The sequence below is a fragment of the Actinocorallia aurea genome (genome assembly GCF_054783995.1).
In genome coordinates this window covers 273,119-289,109 of the sequence record NZ_BAAGPQ010000015.1, presented here as the reverse complement: position 1 = coordinate 289,109, position 15,991 = coordinate 273,119, and the positions used below count along the sequence as shown (strand labels likewise).

Sequence of the window (15,991 nt, the reverse complement as noted above, 5' to 3'; positions counted from 1 at the left end):
GGCGTTTGGAAACGTTTCCAATTTCTGGGAAGAGGGTTGCGTGGGAGGATGAGCCGAGGAGGTGGCCGGTGGCCGGAGTGACGATCAAGGACGTGGCGGCGCGCGCGGGCGTCGGCGTCGCCACGGTCTCCCGCGTCCTGTCGGGCACCGGATCGGTCAGCGCCGCCACCCGCGAGCGCGTCCAGGCCGCGGCCGACGCGATCGGCTACCGCCCCAGCGCGCTCGGACGCAGCCTGAAGACCCAGCGGACCGGCGGGATAGGCCTCATCGTCCCCGACGCCGCCGACCCGTTCTGCGCCGACTTCATCGCCGGAGTCCTGGAGACCGCCCGCGCCGAGAACTGCCACGTCCTCCTCGACGCCGCGGGCGAGGACCCCGCCCTCGAAGCCGAGATCGTCGACAGGCTCGCCCAGCAGCGCGTCGACGGGATCATCGCGATGCCCGTCCTCGGCGAGGCCGCCGTCTGGGAGGGCCTCGCCCGGCTCGGCGTGTCCGTCGTCTTCGCCGGGCGCGTCCCGTCCGGGATCACCGGGCTGCCCGCCGTCCTCGCCGACGAGGCCGAAGGCGTCCGCACCGCGATCGACTACCTCACCGGGCTCGGCCATCGCCGCATCGCCCACCTGGACGGCGACGCGACGCTCGGCGGCGCCCGCGAACGCCGCGAGGCGTTCCGGGCCACCCTCGAAGAGCACCGCATCACCCCCGACGAGGGCCTCCTGGTGCGCGCCCGCGCCTCCGCCGACGCCGCCTACGCCAGCGCCGCGGGCCTCTTCCAGAGCCGGCCCGACCTCACCGCGATCGTCGCGGGCGGCCACCGGCTCGGCGAGGCGGCGATCCTCGCCGCCCGCGAGCTGAACCTCCGCATCCCCGCCGATGTGTCGATCATCGTCGTGGACGACGTGCCGTGGGCGGAGCTGTGCGACCCGCCGCTGACCGTCGTGGCCCGGCCCGCCCGCGCCATGGGGGAGCGGGCCTGCGAGCTCGTGCTGCGCGCGCCCGGACGCCGCGCGGCCCGCCCCGTCGTGCTTCCGACGGAGCTCATGGTCAGGGCGAGTTGCGGTCCGGTCACTCCTTCCGCCCGCCCCGGGCGATCACGGTAGATTTCTCCCCGTGGAGGACACCGACCGGCAGATCCTGCTCCTGCTCGCCCGAGACGGCCGCATGAGCTTCACCGACCTGGCCAAGGAGACCGGCCTGTCCGTCTCCGCCGTCCACCAGCGCGTGCGCCGCCTGGAGAAACGCGGCGCCATCCAGGGCTTCACCGCCCGCCTGGACCCCGACCAGATCGGCCTGCCCCTCACGGCCTTCATCTCCATCAAGCCCATCGACCCCGCGGCCCCCGACGACGCCCCCGAACGCCTGGCCCACCTCACCGAGATCGAGGCCTGCCACTCCGTCGCCGGCGACGAGAACTACATCCTGAAGGTCCGCGTGGGCACCCCCCGCGACCTGGAGGACCTCCTCCAGAAGATCCGCTCCGCCGCCAACGTCAACACCCGCACCACCATCGTCCTCAGCACCCCCTTCGAAGGCCGCCCACCCCAGCTCTGAGCGCGGCGGGCGCAGGCAGGTGCCGATGCCGCCGGAACTGGCCGCCGACGCCGGAACGGCCGACGTGAACTCCTGGGTCGTCGCGGTGGCCTTTCGTGACGCCTCGGGGATCCGCTGGTACCGGGACGCGCTGGGACGGCTTCGCGAACTGCCCGCTCCGGACTGAGTCGGCGGCCCGTCCGAGGCGGGCGCCGGTTCATGGCCCGGGGCACGCGCCCGGGTGGCGCGCCCGACGGGACGGTGGTCAGGGGGACAGGAGGGACCAAGTCCATTTGCCGCCGCGGGCGCGGTCGAGGTGGGTGCCGGTGGAGGTGGAGAGGGCGCGGATGAGGGGGAGGCCCCAGCCGCCGCCTTCGTCGAACGTGTCGGGGGCGGCGTCGAGGGCTTCGAGGGTGGCGGGCATGCGGGGGGACGGGCGGGGGAGTTCGGGGCTCGGGTCCCAGACGGCGATGAGGAGGCCGCGGGCGTCGCGGGAGACGCGGACCAGCAGGCGGCCGCCCGGGGCGGCGGCGACGGCGTTCGTGATGAGTTCGGTCGCGACGAGCAGGGCGTCGTCGGTCCGATGGGCCAGGCCCCACTTCGTGAGGCGCTGGGCGATGAGGGTGCGGGCCAGGCCCGCCGAGGGGCGGGCGGCGAGCATCGTGAGGTGCAGGTCGTCGGAGGTCTTCGCGGGCACCGTGCCTCCCGGCAGTAGTCGGTCTTTCCGGATTCGCTCACGAGAATCGCATCGGACGACTACGATCTGTTGTTGCCCGTAAAGGTGAAAACAGGAGATTCGCATGCCCGTGATCGTGCGTGATCCGCTGGACCCCGAGGCCTCTCACTGGCACTTCCTCGCTTACATGATCCGCCACTTCAGGGAGAGGGAAGGGCTGTCGCTGACACAGCTCGGGCAGATCCTCGACGTCGCGCGGTCCACTGTTTCCAACTTCGAGTCGGGTCGGCGCAAGCTCGGCACCGACTACGCGGCCCAGCTCGACGAGCGCTTCGGCACCGGGCTGCTGTTCCGGACGCTGCACTTCTACGCCTGCACCGCCCACGACCCGGACTGGGCGCGGGCCGTCGCCGACTACGAACTGCGCGCCCGGGTCGTGAAGATCTACCACGGGCAGCTCATCCCGATCCCGTTCCAGACCGAGGAGACCGTCCGGGCGCTGCTGTCGTCGGCCCGGACGGTGAGCGACGTCGACGCCGCGGTGACGGCGCGGATGGCGCGGCAGGCGGCGATGCTCGACCGGGCGGACCCTCTCTACATCTGGGCCCTGCTCGAAGAGGCGGTCCTGGAGCAGCAGACGGGCGGTCCGGCCGCGCTCCGGGCGCAGCTCGCCCACCTGCACGAGCTCAGCCTGCGGAACACGATCGGGGTGCGCGTCATCCCCAAGACCGTCGGATCGCACATCGGCGCCGACGGCCCCGTCCGCTTCCTCAGCCTGGACGAGCGGGACGTCGCCTATGTGGGCGCCTGGCGCGGGGGACGCATGATCGAGTCCCCTGCCGAAGTCCGGGAAGTGGCCCTAGATTGGGACTTCATCAGCCAGAAGGCTTTGTCCGACGAGGACACCCGGAAGCTGATCCGGCAGAAGATGGAGGCCCTGTCATGACCGTCGAATGGCGGAAGAGCTCGCACAGCGGAGGCGTTCAGGACGAGGCGTGCGTCGAGGTGGCCGGACTCGGCGGCGGGATCGCGGTCCGGGACTCGAAGAACCCCGCCGCCGGGCATCTGACGCTCGCCCCCGCGCAGTTCGCGTCGCTGTGCCGCCGGGCGGCCGGACCGCGCGGGTGACGGAGCACCCGGCCGGTCAGCCGGGCAGGCGGGCGGCCAGGCCGTCCAGGAGGGTTTCCAGGCCCCAGGTGTAGGTGTGCTCCGGGGAGGAGGCGGCGTTGAACTCGGCGCCTACGGTGGAGCCGACGCGGGCGGAGACGATGAGGTCGGGGTCGGTCATGACCTGGGTGAGGGCCGGGGTGACGGCCTGCCACCATTCGGCGTCGGACATGCCGGAGTCGGCCTCGGTGCGGGTGGCGGCGCGGTGGGCGCGGGCCGAGCCCGCGACATGGGTGAGGACCAGGGTGAGGGCGGTGTCCATCTCGACGTCGGACAGGCCGATGCCGTCGAGGGCGCGGAGTTCGGCCTCGTACTTGCGGGCCGTGTGGGGGCCGAGGTTCGGGCGGGGCGCGTGCACGTCGAGCAGCCACGGGTGGCGCAGGTAGAGGTCCCAGTTGCGGGCGGCGACATGGCGGAGCGCCTCGCGCCAGCCGTCCCGGCGGGAGGCGGCCTCGACGTCGTCGCCGTAGGCCTCGGCGTGGACCGCGTCGACCATGAGGGCGGTGAGGTCGTCCTTGCCGGGGACGTGCCGGTACAGCGACATCGCGCCGACGCCCAGCTGCTCGGCGACCCGGCGCATCGAGACGGCGTCGAGGCCCTCGGTGTCGGCCAGCTCCAGCGCCGCCGCGACGATCTTCGGCACGCTGAGGCCTGAGCGTCCGGGCGCGGGGTGGTGGCCCCACAGCAGGTAGACGCTGCGGGCCAGGTCCTGGACCGGCGGTCGTGCGGGCACCGGGCGGATCCCCTTCGAGCGGTTCGCGGTTTGCGTCTTGCGTACACCGTACCCTAGCCTCCTTGCGTACGCCGTACCCGACGGCGTACGCAAGGAGGGGTGGATGGAAACCGCGATAGATCTCGCGAACGTGCGCAAGTCCTACCCGTCAGGTCCGGCGCTGGCCGGACTCGACCTCACGGTGCCCCGGGGCACCGTCCACGGGCTGCTCGGCCCGAACGGCGCCGGCAAGACCACCGCCGTCAGGATCATGGCCACGCTCCTGCGGCCCGACTCCGGCACCGTCCGCGTCGCCGGGCACGACCCCGTCCGCGAGGGCCGCGCCGTCCGCGCCAGGATCGGGCTCGTCGGCCAGGACGCGGCGGTCGACGAGGAGCTCACCGGACGCCAGAACCTCGCCATGTTCGGCCGCCTGTCCAGGCTCGGACGCGGTGAGGCCGGGCGCCGGGCCGCCGAACTGCTGGCGCGGCTCGGCCTCGGCGAGGCGGCCGACCGCGGCGTCGCCGGGTACTCCGGCGGCATGCGGCGCAGGCTCGACCTGGCCGCTGCCCTCCTCGTCGCCCCCGAGGTGCTGTTCGTCGACGAGCCCACGACCGGCCTAGACCCTGCCGCGCGCCGCGAGGTCTGGGACACCGTGCGCGCGCTCGCCGAAGGCGGCACGACGGTCCTGCTCACCACCCAGTACCTGGAAGAGGCCGACGCGCTCGCCGACCGCGTCTCGGTGCTCGCCCGGGGCCGGATCGTCGCCGAGGGCACGCCCGCCGAGCTCAAGGCGGGGCTCGGCGCCGACGTCGTGCGCCTCGTGCCCCGCGACCCGGCCGACGCCGCCCGCGTCGCCGACGTGGTGCGGCCCTTCGCCGCAGGGCGGGTCGAGGCCTCCGGGGAGGCCGTCCGCGTCCCCGTCGCCGACCGGGCGCCCGCCCTCCTCGCGATCGCCGCGGCCCTGCACGCCGCGGACGTCGCCCTGGCCGACCTCGACGTCCGCACGCCCACCCTCGACGAGGCGTTCCTGCGGATCGTGGCCGACGCCGACGCCGACGCCGACGCCGACGCCGAAGGAGCCGTCCGATGACCGTCATGACCGGCATGGCCGTGGAGGCCCGCGCCCTGCTCTCCGACAGCCGCACCCTGGCCGGACGACAGCTCCTGCACTGGCGGAACCGGCCCGGCGTCAAGGTGTTCGGCTGGCTGTTCCCCGTTCTGCTCATGGGCATGTTCACCGCCCTGCTCGGCGGCGCGGTCGGCGGCGCGACGGGCGGCTCCTACCTGGAGTTCGTGATGCCCGGCGTGCTCACGATGACCGTGTTCTTCGGCCTGGAGGGCACGATGCTGGGCGTCTGCACCGACGCGGCCCGCGGCGTCGGCGACCGGCTGAGGTCGCTTCCGGTGAGCGGACTCGCCGTCGTCGCCGGACGCTGCGCGGCGGACCTGCTCGACTCGGCGATCGCCGTCGCCGTCGTCGCCGCGACGGGCCTGGCGTTCGGGTGGCGGCCCGACGCCTCGGCGGGCGGCCTCGCCGCCGCGGCGGGGCTGCTGCTCCTGCTGCGGATCGCGATGCTCAGCACCGGCGTGTGGCTCGGGCTGCGCGCCGGCGACCCGCAGACCGTCCAGGCGGTGCAGGTAGCGGTATGGCCCGTGCTGTTCCTCTCCGGAGTGTTCATCGACACCGCGACCATGCCGGGCTGGCTCGCGGCCGTGGCCGACGCCAACCCGCTGTCGGCGACCGCGGCGGCCCTGCGCGACCTGCTCGGCGCGTCCGCGGCGGGCGGCACGTCCTGGTTCGCCGAGCACGCCGCGGTCCTCGCCGTCGCCGGCCCGGTGGCGCTGACGGCGCTGTTCGCCCCGCTCGCGGCCGCCCGCTGGCGCGCCGCCTCCCGCTGACCCGCCCCGATCGCGGGGCCCGCGCGGACGGCGCCGTCCGCGCGGGCCCCCGCCGGTCACTCGAAGAGCGGGAGCTGCGTGACGCCGGGGGGTGGGGGGTCGGTGAGGCGGAGGCAGCGCAGGCAGGTGACGGGGGAGGCGGCGGGGTGGGCGGCGTACGGGTCCCAGCCGGAGACGCCGACCATGCAGGCGGGGCCCGGCAGGAGCTCGCCGGCGAGCCAGCGGGTGAGGGTGAGGGCGTGGACCACCCCGGAGGAGCGGACCCGGATGTGGTCCCCCGGGCGGTAGGAGTCGCGGGCGGCGGCGGCGATGTGGGCGAGGGCGGCGCGGGTGTCGTCCATGGCTGCTCCAGAGGTGAGGGAGCCCGGGACTTCATGATGCGCGCCGGGTCTGACATTCCGGTTGCGGGCCGAGTGAACCCGCCTCGGTGCGCGAGGCGGCCCACCAAGGTCACAGTCGGGTAGCCGGGTGGGCGCGCGGACGATCCGGCGCGTCTAAAAGCGTGCGGTGCACACCCCCCGCGGCGGTCTGCCCCCTTGGCCGCCGCCACCCGAGAATGGAGCGGCAGTGAGATATCTGAAGGCGCTCGGCGCGGTCGTCGCGCTCGTCGTCGGGGCCCTGGTGCTGAGCGGATGCTCGGCCAGTATCGCTCCCGACCAGAAGGGCCTGGAGTACAACGCCGGGCCCTTCTCCTCGACCGAGTTCGACAACTGCGGCAACGGACGGATCTGGCACGGGCCCGCCGACAAGGTCTACGCCTACCCCGTCGGCCAGCGCACCTACAAGTTCGGCGGCAACGGAGAGTCCGACGCCCTGAAGGTCGTCTCCCGCGACGATCTGGAACTGACCGTCGAGGGCGTCGCCACGTTCTCCCTCAACGACGCCTGCGACACGCTGCGCAAGTTCCACGAGGAGATCGGCCTGAAGTACGAGGCCTACGAGGAGGAGGGCTGGTCGGAGATGCTGCGCACCTACATCGGCGCGCCCCTCGACCGCGCCCTGGACGAGGTGTCGAAGAAGTACGCGTGGCAGGACCTGTACTCCGACCCGGAGACCAAGCGCAAGTGGGAGACCGAGGTCGGCACCGCCGTGGCCGCCCAGGTCAACGCGACGGCCGGCGACAACTTCTTCTGCGCCCCCACCTACACCGGCTCCGGCGACTGCGGCGCCTTCCTGCTCACCCTCCAGCAGCCCGTCCCGCCGGACAACGTGCGCAACGCCCTCGCCGCCGCCCAGCAGGCCATCGAGGACAACAACACCCAGGAGAACCGCAACAAGCAGATCAAGACCGAGATCCAGGCGCTCAAGGAACTCGTGAAGGTCCTCGGCCCGAACGGCGCCGTCCTCTACCAGGCCATCAAGGACGGCCGCATCAGCGTCGTCCCCGTCCCCCAGGGCGGCAGCCTCAACATCACCCCGAAGTGACCCACGGCCCCTGGCCGCCCCGCTTCCCGGCCGGGCGGCCAGGGGCCGTGCCTTCGGCGGAGCGCTCCTCGGGGACGGGAAGGGCGACGCACACGCGCCGGAGCCCGGCGGGAGCGCCCCATCGCGTCAGGCGACGGTGGAGGCGACGACGAAGGTGAGGTCGCCGAAGCCGAGCTGGTCGCCGGGGCGGACGGGGACGGGGCCGGTGAGGCGCCAGCCGTTGAGGCGGGTGCCGTTCATGGAGCCGAGGTCGCTGACAATCCAGCCGCCGTCGCTCGCCCGGATCTCGGCGTGGAAGCGGGAGACCGTCAGATCGCTGAGGATGAAGTGGCAGCCCGGGGCGCGGCCGATGAGGACCCGGGGCTGCTGGGAGGTCGGGAGGATGAATCTGGGCAGTCTGGGCGCGCGCCAGGCCGACTCCACGCGGGCGGTCGCCGAGGACAGCGACGACACGAGGCCCGTCAGGCGGGCGATGACGCCGCTGCGCGGGGGCAGGTCGTGCAGCAGCTCCTCGAGTTCGGCCTCGTTGCGGGCCCGCAGGGCGCGCTCGATCCGCTGCTCGTAGGTCCCCTGCGACATGCGCCCTTCGACGAGCCTGTCGCGCAGCTCCTCGATCACCCTGTCCCGGCGGGTGTCGGAGGCCCGTACCGGGAATGCGGGCGGTCCGTCCATGAACGCGAGTATCCAGATCAATTCCCGCGATGTCCAGCGACCGCCCGCTCCTGGTTCACCGGCTCAGCAGGTCCCGCGCGATGTGGGTGATCTGGAGTTCGTCGGTGCCCGCGTAGATCTGGAAGACCTTCGCGTCGCGGGCGAGCTGCTCGACCCGGTACTCGGCGATGTAGCCGTTGCCGCCGAACAGCTGGACGGCCTCCATCGCCACCTCCGAGGCGGCCTGCGCGGAGTACAGCTTCATCGCGCTCGCCTCGGCGAGGGTGGGGTTGCGCCCCGCCTTGGCCAGCTCGATGTGCCGGAAGACCATGTTCTGCACGTTGATGCGGGCGACCTCCATCTTGGCCAGCTTGAGCTGGATGAGCTGGTAGTCGCCGATCGGCTTGCCCCACGCGACGCGCGACTTGGCGTAGTCGATGGACAGCCGCAGGCACTCCTCGATGACGCCGAGGGACATCGCCGCGACGCCCGCGCGCTCGGTCGTGAAGTTCTGCTTGGCCGACTCCTTGCCGCTGCCGCCGCCCGACAGGAGCCGGTCGCGGCCGACCTTGACGTCCTGGAGGAACAGCTCGCCCGTGGGGGAGGAGTGGCAGCCCATCTTGCGCAGCGGCTTGGACTGGACGAGGCCTTCCATGCCCTTGTCGAGCACGAAGCACAGGATCTCGCGGTCGCGCAGGGGGCGGCCGTCGTCGAGCTTGGCGTAGAAGACGATCGTGTCGGCGTCGGGGCCGTTGGTGATGAACGTCTTGTTGCCGTTGAGGATCCAGCCGTCGCCGTCGACCCGGGCGGAGGCCTTCATGCCGCCGAACGCGTCGGAGCCGGAGTCGGGCTCGGTGATGGCCCAGGCGCCGACCTTGTCGAAGGTGAGCAGGTCGCGGCCCCAGCGCTCCTTCTGCTCGACGGTGCCGCGCTTCATGATCGTCCCGGCGGCGAGGCCGAGGGAGACGCCCATGGCGGTGACGAGGCCGGGGGCGACCTTGCACAGCTCGATGATGGGCAGCATGGTGAAGGACGCGCCCGCGTCGGGGCCCTCCTTCTTCTCGGGGGCGGGCTCTCCGGCCTTCTCCTTGGCGATGCGCTTGTCGAAGGACGAGGCGGCCATGTCGGCCATGCCGAAGGTCCGGTAGAGGCTTCGGATGATGGGGTACGGGGAGACGTCGCCGGAGTCCAGTCCGTCCTGGTGGGGTCGGACCTCCTTGGCCACCCAGTCGCGCACCGCGTCGCGGATCATCAGTTCGTCCGCGGACCACTCGATCATGTCTGTGCCTTCCTCCGGCGTCACGTCGTGCCAGCTCACGCCGCACAGCGTGCAAGTTAGCGCTTACTGACATCCTTTCACATTAGGGTCGTGGCATGAGCGTCTACGACCCCTGGCCGAGCGTCCGCCGCTTCGCCGCCCATCTGGACGAGGTGAACGGCACCGGCGACCACGAACGGGCGATGCGGCTGGTGAAGCTGACGGAGGAGATCGGCGAGGTTTCGCAGGCGTATATCGGATTTGTTGGCCAGAACCCCCGCAAAGGCGTCACGCACACCCGCGAGGACGTCGCCGCCGAGCTGTGCGACGTGGTGATCACCGCGATGGTCGCGCTGTGCTCCTTCGCCGACGACCCCGCCCGGGCCCTCCAGGACAAGATCGAGAAAGTGGACGCGCGGTACATGGAGGCCTGAGGGCGAATCGCACGGCACGGGGCGCGCGATAGCGGGATGATCAGGTCGAACCCGCGAAAGGAAACCCCCGAAACATGACCGACCTCGTGGCCGCGCTCGGCGCGACCGAGCCCAAGGAGCGCCGCACGCGGCTCGTCGACGTCCTCGTCGAGGCGTTCGCCCCGCTGATGGAACGCAGCCCCGCCGAGTTCCGCCGCCGCTTCCGCAAGATGGCCTCCGACCCGTTCGCGTTCTACCGGGGCAGCGCCCCGATCTTCTACGCGGACATCGTCGGCGACGACGACCCGTGGGCCGACGAGCGCACCTCGCGCGTGTGGATCCAGGGCGACCTGCACGCCCAGAACTTCGGCACGTACATGAGCGACGACGGCGTCTTCACCTTCGACGTCAACGACTTCGACGAGGCCTACATCGGCGCCTTCACCTGGGACGTCAAGCGGTTCGTCGCGAGCCTCGCCCTCCTGGCCTGGAGCAAGGCCATCTCCGACGCCGACATCACCCGGCTCATCGAGACCTACGTCCGCGCCTACGTCGACCAGGTCCGCTTCTACGCCCGGCACGACCCCGACGAGAAGTGGGCGCTCACCCTCGACACCGCCACCGGGCACGTGTACGACGTGCTCGTCGAGGCGGTCTCCTCCAACCGCGTCGACCTGCTGAACCGGCACACCGTCGTCGACGGGCACGTGCGCCGCATGCGCGACGGCTCCCACATCCGCCGCCTCGACGACGCCGAGCGCGCAAGGGTGGAGGAGGCCTACGCCCACTACCTCGACACGATCCCGCAGGACAAGCGCTTCGGCGGCCTCACCTACCGGATCAAGGACGTGGTCGGGGCGTCCGGCTTCGGCATCGGCTCCGCAGGGCTCGCCGCCTACAACATCCTCGTCGAGGGCGCGAGCCAGGCCCTGGAGAACGACGTCATCCTCTCGGTGAAGCAGGGCAACGTCGCGGCCCCGTCGCGGGTCGTGCACGACGAGCGGATCGCCGCCTACTTCGAGCACCACGGCCACCGCACCGCGCTGTCGCGCCGGGCGCTGCAGGCCAACGCCGACCCGTGGCTCGGCTACACCGAGATCGGCGGGGTGGGCTTCGTCGTCCAGGAGTTCTCGCCGTACGAGGCGGACCTCGACTGGGGCTCCCTCACCGAGCCCGACGAGATGACCGCCCTCCTCGACGACCTGGGCCGCGCCACCGCGAAGATCCACTGCGTGTCCGACAGCGACTCCGACCACACCCTCGTGCCCTTCCAGGTCGAGGACGCGATCGACGCCGCCATCGGCGAGGACGAGTCCGCGTTCGTCGCCGCCATGGTCGCCTTCGGCCACGGCTACGCCGAGACCGTCCGCCGCGACCACGCCCTGTTCGTCGACGCCTTCCGCGAAGGCCTCATCCCGGGCCTCCAGCCCTCCGCGCAGGCCTGACCCGCCCCGACCGGCCGGGACGCCCCGTCCCGGCCGAGGGCGAGGACGCAGACAAGAACGCAGACGGAGACGGGGACATCACCGCCCTGCGGCTGCTGCGCGCGGCGGGCCCCCTGACCGGACTGCGGGTCCTGCTCACCGGAGCCTCCGGCGGCGTCGGCCACGCCCGAGCGCGGCGCCCGGCTCCGGGAACTCGGCGCGGCGCGGGTGGCGCACGGCGCCGCCAAGGCCGAGGGCCCTTTCGACCCCGCCGCCGCCCAGGACGTCGCGAGGGCGGCGGCCGAGGCGGACGCGGCGCTGGCGGCGGGCCTCGCGCTGCTGGAGCCGGCGGCGCGGCGGATCGAGGGCGCGGACTTCACCGGCTGGCTGCGCGGCCCCGCCGACGCGCCCGCGACCGTCGTGGTCGATCCTGGCCCACCGGGCGGGCCCGAGGCGGCACGGGGGTTCGCCGAAAAGGCCGACCTCACGGAACTCGCCCCCCGCATCACCGTGCCGCTGCTCGTCGTCGACGGCGGCGAAGACGTCATCTTCGGCGTGACGAACGGGGCGCCCCTCGCCGAGGCGGCCCCCCGCGGCGATACCTGTCCGTCCCGCACGGCGACCACCTCCTCGGCAACGCCCGCCCCGACTGGCTGCCCCACCTCGCCGACTGGATGACCCGGGCCCTCACCGAAGCCCCCTGACGATCCGCGCCACCGGAAAGACCCTCCTCATCACCGGGGCCACAGGGGGCAGAGGACCCGGGACCGCACGCGCCCTCGCCGAAGGCGCCCGCGTCGCCGTCACCGGACGCGCCCGCATGCGGGACGACGCCGGCGCCGATCCAGGCCCGGCCGCCTCCGGACCCGGCGCGGATGCCGCCGGCCCCGAGGCCCGGGGGAGGGAGGCGGGGGTGAACAGGTAAGAAGCCTGATGGTTCGTCCGTATTCTGAGACGTCTCCGGAGTCTCCGCAGGCCCCGTCCGCATCACGCGGGCGGGGCCCGCGTCATGTGCGGGAAACACGGCGCGGACGGGTCTGTCACGGGTTGGTTGCGAACGTGTCGGGGGGCGGGAAGCGCGCTTGACGGTCGGGCGATCGGGATCTACCTTCACCTCAATGATTAGGACACTTTCCTAATAGTTAATCTTCCGGGTCGGAGAGGAGGCAGGTCATGAGCGCGCACATACCGGGCACACCGCAGCTTCTGCGCGCCATCAACGACCAGGCCGCGCTCCGCGCCCTGCTGGAGCACGGGCCGCTCACCCGGCCCGAACTCGGCGACCTCATCGGGCTGTCCAAGCCGACCGCGCACCAGCTCCTCACCCGCCTCAGGGAATCCGGGCTGGTCGTGCGGGAGGGACGGCGCGGGGGAGGGCCTGGCCCGACCGCCGAGGAGTACGGGATCAACCCGTCGGCGGCGCACGTGTGCGGGCTCGACATCACCCCCGGCCGGATCGAGGCGGTCGTCGCCGGGCTCACCGGCCAGACCGTCGGACGGTTCCGCCTGCCCAGCCCCTCGCGCGCCGGGGGCAAGGCCGCCGCCGAGGTCTCCACCGCCGTGGCGGGCGCCTGCGCCGCCGCCGGGATCGACGTCACCGGGCTGTCCCGGGTCGTCGTCGGCGTCCAGGGCGTCGTCGAACCTGAGACCGGCCGCCTCGGCTACTCCCGGCACCTGCCCGGCTGGCGCATCCCCGATCTCGCCGACCGGCTCCGCGCCGCGCTCGGCACCCGCGTCGAGATCGAGAACGACGTCAACCTGGCGGCGCTCGCCGAGGCCGCCCACGGCATCGCCCGCGGCCACGAGGACTTCGTCGTCCTCTGGGCGGGCTCCGGCCTCGGCATGGCGCTCGTGCTGGGCGGCCGGCTGCACCGGGGCGCGGGCGGCGGCGCGGGGGAGATCGGCTTCATGCCGGTGCCCGGCGCGCCCACCGCCCGCGAGACCGGCCGGTTCGCCCCGCACGGCCTCCAGGCCCTCACCGCCGGAGCCGCCGTCCGCACCGTCCTGCGCTCGCACGGCTTCCGCGGCACCGACGCCGCCTCGGCCGTCCGCGCCGCCGCGGCCCGCGAGCACGAGCCGGCCTCCCGCGACGCCCTGCGCGACGTGGCCGTCCGCCTCGCCACCGGCCTGGCCTCCGTCACCGCGCTCCTCGACCCCGCCCTCGTCGTCCTCACCGGGGACGTGCTGATGGCCGGAGGAGAGGCGCTGCGCCGCCACGTCGAACACGAACTGCACCGGTTGACCATCCCCCGGCCGCCGCTGCGCCTGTCCACCGTCGGACCCGACCCGGTCCTCACCGGAGCGGTCGAACACGGGCTCACGCTCACCCGCGACGAGCTCTTCGCCTCGACCGTGCCGCCCTGAACATGCGGAAGATCCCGCGTGACCCCCGAATCCCTTGCCCCTGTCCCGACCCCATTCCCCCTAGGGAGACAGCACTCATGACCGAGTTCACCGGAGCGAACACCGGCCTCCAGCGCCGCGACGTCCTGAAGCGCCTCGGCCTCGTGGCCGTGGCCGCGCCCGGCCTGTCCCTGCTGAGCGCCTGCGCGACGGGCGGAAGCAACGACGAGGGCGGCACCGACGTCAAGTCCGACGGCGACGCCAAGAACCCCTTCAAGGTCGACGGAACGCTGCCGCTCAACGTCGTCATCTTCAAGGGCGGCCTGGGCGACGACTACGCCACCCAGCTCCACGAGCCGATGTACGTCAAGGCGTTCCCCGAGGCGAAGATCAAGCACGAGGGCATCGTCGAGATCGGCAAGGCCCTCCAGCCGCGGTTCTCCTCCGGCACCGACATCCCCGACGTCGTCGCCAACTCCGGCACCGACCTCATGGACACCGGCGCCCTCGCCGAGGCCGGCCACCTCCAGGACCTCACCGCCCTGTGGGACGCCCCCTCGGTCGACGACGCCGCCAAGAAGGTCCGCGACACCGTCATGCCGGGCGCGATCGAGGCAGGTCTCGTCGCGGGCAAGCCGTTCCTGCTCCCGTACGTGTCCACCACCTACGGCCTCTGGTACGACGCCGAGCTCTTCAAGGCCAAGGGCTGGACCCCGCCGAAGACCTTCGACGAGTTCAAGACCCTCGCCGAGACCATCAAGGGCGCGGGCATCACCCCGTTCGCCTACGCGGGCAAGAACGCCTCCTACTACGCCTACTGGATGATCCTCATCTCGGCGGCGAAGATCGGCGGCAACAAGGTCCTGCTCGACATCGACAACCTCGTCGACGGCGCCTGGACCAACCCGGCCGTCGAGCAGGCCGCGGCCGCCTGGGCGGAGATCAACACCAAGTACTCCGACAAGTCCTACGAGGGCCTCATCCACACCGAGGTCCAGACCCAGCAGAACGAGGGCAAGGTCGCCTTCTACCCGTCCGGCTCCTGGCTGGAGAACGAGCAGAAGCCGTCCACCCCCGCCACCTTCAAGTACGGGCTCGCGCCGACCCCGTCCGTCACCGCCGCCGACGCGATGCCGTACGAGGCGGTCCGGGTCGCCGCCGGCGAGTACTACTTCGTCTCCGCCAAGGGCAAGAACCCGCAGGGCGGCATGGAGTACTTCCGCCAGATGCTGTCGAAGGAGGGCGCGAAGGGCTTCACCGAGAAGTCCGGCTCGCTCACCATCGTCAACGGCGCCGCCGAGGGCCTCACCCTCTCGCCCGGCCTGTCCTCGGTGTTCGCCGCCCAGCAGGCCGCGGGGCAGAACGTCGTGACGACCAGCCTGTTCGAGAACTGGTACAAGGAGCTGGAGACCGAGCTCCGCCGCCAGACCAACAACCTCATGTACGGCCGCAACGACGCCAAGACGTTCTGCGCCGAGATGCAGAAGGCCGCCGACAAGGCCAAGGAGGACGCCGGCTCCGACATCCAGACCCGGGCGTCCTGACCTTCCCCCAGAATTCCGGAGAACCAGCCATGCGGCAGGGTAGATATCCCTTCATCATCGGGTTCCTCGCGATCCCGGTGGTTCTGTACGCCGTCTTCGTGATCGGCCCGTACGTCCAGGCCTTCCAGATCGCGCTCACGAAGTGGAACGGCTACAAGGCGCCCGAGTACGTCGGACTGAAGAACTTCCAGGACCTCTTCGAGGACGAGGCCTTCACTTCGGCGCTCTGGCACCACCTGTGGATCCTCATCACCCTGCCGCTGGCGACCCTCGTCATCGCGCTGTTCTTCTCGTTCCTGCTGAACGTCGGCGGGGGCGCGGGCAAGACCGGCACGATGAAGGGGGTCCGGTTCTCCGGCTTCTACAAGGTGGTCTTCTTCCTGCCGCAGGTGCTGGCGGTGGCGATCCTCGGCGTGCTCTTCCAGGCCGTCTACCGGCCGAACGAGAGCGGCATGCTCAACGGCCTGCTCGCCAAGGTCGGGGTCGCCCCCGTCCAGTTCCTCAACGATCCCAAGATCGCCCTGTGGTCGATCATCGGGGTCGTCGTCTGGCAGGGCGTCGGCTTCTACGTCGTCCTGTTCTCCGCGGGGATGTCCGCCATCCCCAAGGACGTGTTCGAAGCCGCCGCCATCGACGGGGCGGGCCGCTTCACCCTCTTCTTCCGGGTGACGCTCCCGCTCCTGTGGGACACCCTCCAGGTCGGCTGGATCTACCTCGGGATCGCCGCGTTCGACATGTTCGCGATCGTCCAGGTCCTGTCGGTCGACCAGGGCGGCCCAGACAACTCCACGACCGTGGTGGCGCTGGAGATCTACCGCCAGGTCTTCCGCTACTCCGACCTCGGCTACGCCTCGGCCATGGGCGTCGTCCTGTTCTTCATGACCCTCACCTTCGCGGCGCTCACCCTGCGCGTCACCCGCCGCGAACGCATCGAGTTCTAAGGCGG

At 72.0% G+C, this 15,991-nt stretch carries 19 protein-coding genes; 14 read left to right on the top strand and 5 right to left on the bottom strand.

Annotated elements, in window-relative coordinates; all coding sequences use genetic code 11:
• Nucleotides 1–68: 68 nt before the first annotated feature.
• Genes ACYVOM_RS21080 through ACYVOM_RS21070 form a run of 3 tightly spaced genes read left to right on the top strand, consistent with a single transcriptional unit; the run spans nucleotide 69 to nucleotide 1,717 of the window.
• Nucleotides 69–1,100 carry a LacI family DNA-binding transcriptional regulator gene (locus ACYVOM_RS21080; RefSeq protein ID WP_460305147.1) on the top strand — a complete coding sequence of 344 codons (1,032 nt, stop codon included), beginning with the start codon at nucleotides 69–71 and terminating at the stop codon, nucleotides 1,098–1,100.
• A 10-nt stretch (nucleotides 1,101–1,110) separates the two neighbouring features.
• Complete coding sequence (locus ACYVOM_RS21075; RefSeq protein ID WP_460305146.1) at nucleotides 1,111–1,551, top strand: Lrp/AsnC family transcriptional regulator; 441 nt, start codon at nucleotides 1,111–1,113, stop codon at nucleotides 1,549–1,551.
• 25 nt (nucleotides 1,552–1,576) lie between these two features.
• Nucleotides 1,577–1,717, top strand: coding sequence for a hypothetical protein (locus ACYVOM_RS21070; RefSeq protein WP_460305145.1), 141 nt, complete (start codon nucleotides 1,577–1,579; stop codon nucleotides 1,715–1,717).
• Nucleotides 1,718–1,795: 78 nt separating this feature from the next.
• Here the strand turns inward: ACYVOM_RS21070 and ACYVOM_RS21065 are convergent, their stop codons facing one another.
• Nucleotides 1,796–2,227, bottom strand: a complete 432-nt coding sequence (locus ACYVOM_RS21065; RefSeq protein ID WP_460305144.1) for an ATP-binding protein — start codon at nucleotides 2,225–2,227, stop codon at nucleotides 1,796–1,798.
• 103 nt (nucleotides 2,228–2,330) lie between these two features.
• Between ACYVOM_RS21065 and ACYVOM_RS21060 the strand changes: the two genes are divergently transcribed.
• Nucleotides 2,331–3,152: a helix-turn-helix domain-containing protein gene (locus ACYVOM_RS21060; RefSeq protein WP_460305143.1), complete on the top strand. Its 822-nt coding sequence runs from the start codon at nucleotides 2,331–2,333 to the stop codon at nucleotides 3,150–3,152.
• Nucleotides 3,149–3,334, top strand: coding sequence for a DUF397 domain-containing protein (locus ACYVOM_RS21055; protein WP_460305142.1), 186 nt, complete (start codon nucleotides 3,149–3,151; stop codon nucleotides 3,332–3,334). The genes ACYVOM_RS21060 and ACYVOM_RS21055 overlap by 4 nt, the downstream gene beginning before the upstream one ends.
• Before the next feature lie 16 nt (nucleotides 3,335–3,350).
• On the opposite strand, the gene ACYVOM_RS21050 is transcribed toward ACYVOM_RS21055, so the two are convergent.
• Nucleotides 3,351–4,106 carry a TetR/AcrR family transcriptional regulator gene (locus ACYVOM_RS21050; RefSeq protein ID WP_460305141.1) on the bottom strand — a complete coding sequence of 252 codons (756 nt, stop codon included), beginning with the start codon at nucleotides 4,104–4,106 and terminating at the stop codon, nucleotides 3,351–3,353.
• Between the two features lie 103 nt (nucleotides 4,107–4,209).
• Between ACYVOM_RS21050 and ACYVOM_RS21045 the strand changes: the two genes are divergently transcribed.
• Together ACYVOM_RS21045 and ACYVOM_RS21040 are read left to right on the top strand one after the other, a co-directional pair.
• A complete protein-coding gene (locus tag ACYVOM_RS21045) occupies nucleotides 4,210–5,178 on the top strand; it encodes an ATP-binding cassette domain-containing protein (protein ID WP_460305140.1) in 969 nt (322 codons plus the stop codon).
• Nucleotides 5,175–5,987, top strand: a complete 813-nt coding sequence (locus tag ACYVOM_RS21040) for an ABC transporter permease (protein WP_460305139.1) — start codon at nucleotides 5,175–5,177, stop codon at nucleotides 5,985–5,987. The genes ACYVOM_RS21045 and ACYVOM_RS21040 overlap by 4 nt, the downstream gene beginning before the upstream one ends.
• A gap of 56 nt (nucleotides 5,988–6,043) precedes the next feature.
• On the opposite strand, the gene ACYVOM_RS21035 is transcribed toward ACYVOM_RS21040, so the two are convergent.
• On the bottom strand, nucleotides 6,044–6,328 hold the full coding sequence (locus ACYVOM_RS21035; RefSeq protein ID WP_460305138.1) for a hypothetical protein: 285 nt from the start codon (nucleotides 6,326–6,328) through the stop codon (nucleotides 6,044–6,046).
• Nucleotides 6,329–6,554: 226 nt separating this feature from the next.
• On the opposite strand from ACYVOM_RS21035, the gene ACYVOM_RS21030 reads away from it, so the two are divergent.
• Nucleotides 6,555–7,412, top strand: coding sequence for an SPFH domain-containing protein (locus tag ACYVOM_RS21030; RefSeq protein WP_460305137.1), 858 nt, complete (start codon nucleotides 6,555–6,557; stop codon nucleotides 7,410–7,412).
• Nucleotides 7,413–7,538: 126 nt separating this feature from the next.
• On the opposite strand, the gene ACYVOM_RS21025 is transcribed toward ACYVOM_RS21030, so the two are convergent.
• Together ACYVOM_RS21025 and ACYVOM_RS21020 are read right to left on the bottom strand one after the other, a co-directional pair.
• Complete coding sequence (locus tag ACYVOM_RS21025; protein ID WP_460305136.1) at nucleotides 7,539–8,084, bottom strand: FHA domain-containing protein; 546 nt, start codon at nucleotides 8,082–8,084, stop codon at nucleotides 7,539–7,541.
• A 55-nt stretch (nucleotides 8,085–8,139) separates the two neighbouring features.
• Nucleotides 8,140–9,342, bottom strand: coding sequence for an acyl-CoA dehydrogenase family protein (locus ACYVOM_RS21020; RefSeq protein WP_460305135.1), 1,203 nt, complete (start codon nucleotides 9,340–9,342; stop codon nucleotides 8,140–8,142).
• A gap of 95 nt (nucleotides 9,343–9,437) precedes the next feature.
• Between ACYVOM_RS21020 and ACYVOM_RS21015 the strand changes: the two genes are divergently transcribed.
• The 6 genes from ACYVOM_RS21015 to ACYVOM_RS20990 all read left to right on the top strand — a co-directional run bounded on the left by ACYVOM_RS21015 (nucleotide 9,438) and on the right by ACYVOM_RS20990 (nucleotide 15,986).
• Nucleotides 9,438–9,755, top strand: a complete 318-nt coding sequence (locus tag ACYVOM_RS21015) for a MazG-like family protein (RefSeq protein WP_460305134.1) — start codon at nucleotides 9,438–9,440, stop codon at nucleotides 9,753–9,755.
• Nucleotides 9,756–9,829: 74 nt separating this feature from the next.
• Complete coding sequence (locus ACYVOM_RS21010) at nucleotides 9,830–11,179, top strand: DUF2252 domain-containing protein (protein WP_460305133.1); 1,350 nt, start codon at nucleotides 9,830–9,832, stop codon at nucleotides 11,177–11,179.
• Nucleotides 11,180–11,386: 207 nt separating this feature from the next.
• A complete protein-coding gene (locus ACYVOM_RS21005) occupies nucleotides 11,387–11,836 on the top strand; it encodes an alpha/beta fold hydrolase (RefSeq protein ID WP_460305132.1) in 450 nt (149 codons plus the stop codon).
• Between the two features lie 495 nt (nucleotides 11,837–12,331).
• Nucleotides 12,332–13,522 (top strand): ROK family protein, encoded by a 1,191-nt coding sequence (locus ACYVOM_RS21000; RefSeq protein WP_460305131.1) that lies wholly within the window; start codon nucleotides 12,332–12,334, stop codon nucleotides 13,520–13,522.
• Nucleotides 13,523–13,599: 77 nt separating this feature from the next.
• Nucleotides 13,600–15,045, top strand: coding sequence for an N-acetylglucosamine/diacetylchitobiose ABC transporter substrate-binding protein (gene ngcE / locus ACYVOM_RS20995; protein ID WP_460305130.1), 1,446 nt, complete (start codon nucleotides 13,600–13,602; stop codon nucleotides 15,043–15,045).
• 29 nt (nucleotides 15,046–15,074) lie between these two features.
• A complete protein-coding gene (locus ACYVOM_RS20990; RefSeq protein ID WP_460305129.1) occupies nucleotides 15,075–15,986 on the top strand; it encodes a carbohydrate ABC transporter permease in 912 nt (303 codons plus the stop codon).
• Nucleotides 15,987–15,991: the final 5 nt, after the last annotated feature.

Bases quoted from the DNA above. Each gene is read 5' to 3' on its own strand.
- ACYVOM_RS21000 (WP_460305131.1), top strand. From the start codon at position 12,332: ATGAGCGCGCACATACCGGGCACACCGCAGCTTCTGCGCGCCATCAAC.
- ACYVOM_RS21020 (WP_460305135.1), bottom strand. From the start codon at position 9,342: ATGATCGAGTGGTCCGCGGACGAACTGATGATCCGCGACGCGGTGCGC.
- ACYVOM_RS21070 (WP_460305145.1), top strand. From the start codon at position 1,577: ATGCCGCCGGAACTGGCCGCCGACGCCGGAACGGCCGACGTGAACTCC.
- ACYVOM_RS21040 (WP_460305139.1), top strand. From the start codon at position 5,175: ATGACCGTCATGACCGGCATGGCCGTGGAGGCCCGCGCCCTGCTCTCC.
- ACYVOM_RS21055 (WP_460305142.1), top strand. From the start codon at position 3,149: ATGACCGTCGAATGGCGGAAGAGCTCGCACAGCGGAGGCGTTCAGGAC.
- ACYVOM_RS21035 (WP_460305138.1), bottom strand. From the start codon at position 6,328: ATGGACGACACCCGCGCCGCCCTCGCCCACATCGCCGCCGCCGCCCGC.
- ACYVOM_RS21045 (WP_460305140.1), top strand. From the start codon at position 4,210: ATGGAAACCGCGATAGATCTCGCGAACGTGCGCAAGTCCTACCCGTCA.
- ACYVOM_RS20990 (WP_460305129.1), top strand. From the start codon at position 15,075: ATGCGGCAGGGTAGATATCCCTTCATCATCGGGTTCCTCGCGATCCCG.
- ACYVOM_RS21060 (WP_460305143.1), top strand. From the start codon at position 2,331: ATGCCCGTGATCGTGCGTGATCCGCTGGACCCCGAGGCCTCTCACTGG.
- ngcE (WP_460305130.1), top strand. From the start codon at position 13,600: ATGACCGAGTTCACCGGAGCGAACACCGGCCTCCAGCGCCGCGACGTC.
- ACYVOM_RS21015 (WP_460305134.1), top strand. From the start codon at position 9,438: ATGAGCGTCTACGACCCCTGGCCGAGCGTCCGCCGCTTCGCCGCCCAT.
- ACYVOM_RS21010 (WP_460305133.1), top strand. From the start codon at position 9,830: ATGACCGACCTCGTGGCCGCGCTCGGCGCGACCGAGCCCAAGGAGCGC.
- ACYVOM_RS21025 (WP_460305136.1), bottom strand. From the start codon at position 8,084: ATGGACGGACCGCCCGCATTCCCGGTACGGGCCTCCGACACCCGCCGG.